This window comes from Paenibacillus taichungensis, from assembly GCF_003287275.1.
In the GTDB taxonomy this organism is placed as follows: domain Bacteria; phylum Bacillota; class Bacilli; order Paenibacillales; family Paenibacillaceae; genus Paenibacillus; species Paenibacillus taichungensis_A.
Genome location: NZ_QEVW01000034.1, coordinates 1 through 593, shown reverse-complemented (window position 1 = coordinate 593; position 593 = coordinate 1). Strand labels below are relative to the sequence as shown.

The following is a 593-nucleotide window of genomic DNA, read 5'->3' as shown; positions in this document are numbered from 1 at the left end:
CCGTCGGTTCCGCCATTTTTACTCAAGTACCACATTTTACACCGTGCCGGTGTAGCTCAACTGGTAGAGCAACTGACTTGTAATCAGTAGGTTGGGGGTTCAAGTCCTCTCGCCGGCACCATTTATTGCATTTACCTCTGAATTTATAATAGAATGTATATTATAGTTTCAGATGGGAATACTGAGATACTCTCAGCGAATGTAAGGGATAGCTTATGGCGATCGTGGCGAAGTGGTTAACGCACCGGTTTGTGGATCCGGCATTCGGGGGTTCAATTCCCCTCGATCGCCCCATGTTTTCTTAATGGGGATTAGCCAAGCGGTAAGGCAACGGACTTTGACTCCGTCATGCATAGGTTCAAATCCTATATCCCCAGCCATTTTAGTTTTTTGTTTGAGTCATTAGCTCAGTTGGTAGAGCACCTGACTTTTAATCAGGGTGTCGAAGGTTCGAGCCCTTCATGACTCACCATCATATGCGCGTGTGGCGGAATTGGCAGACGCGCACGGTTCAGGTCCGTGTGGGCTAACCCCCGTGGAGGTTCGAGTCCTCTCGACCGCACCATATATTTTGCGGAAGTGGCTCAGCGGTA

The 593-nt window shown here is 48.9% G+C and carries 5 tRNA genes; all 5 read left to right on the top strand.

Going from position 1 to position 593, the window contains the following annotated elements:
- Nucleotides 1–45 precede the first annotated feature (45 nt).
- The 5 genes from DC345_RS30680 (at nt 46) to DC345_RS30660 (ending at nt 565) form a co-directional block, all read left to right on the top strand.
- Nucleotides 46–121: transfer RNA gene (locus DC345_RS30680), tRNA-Thr, on the top strand.
- Between the two features lie 97 nt (nt 122–218).
- Nucleotides 219–294 (top strand) — tRNA-His (locus DC345_RS30675).
- Nucleotides 295–305: 11 nt separating this feature from the next.
- Nucleotides 306–380, top strand: a tRNA-Gln gene (locus DC345_RS30670).
- A gap of 16 nt (nt 381–396) precedes the next feature.
- Nucleotides 397–472: transfer RNA gene (locus tag DC345_RS30665), tRNA-Lys, on the top strand.
- Nucleotides 473–480: 8 nt separating this feature from the next.
- Nucleotides 481–565: transfer RNA gene (locus DC345_RS30660), tRNA-Leu, on the top strand.
- Nucleotides 566–593: the final 28 nt, after the last annotated feature.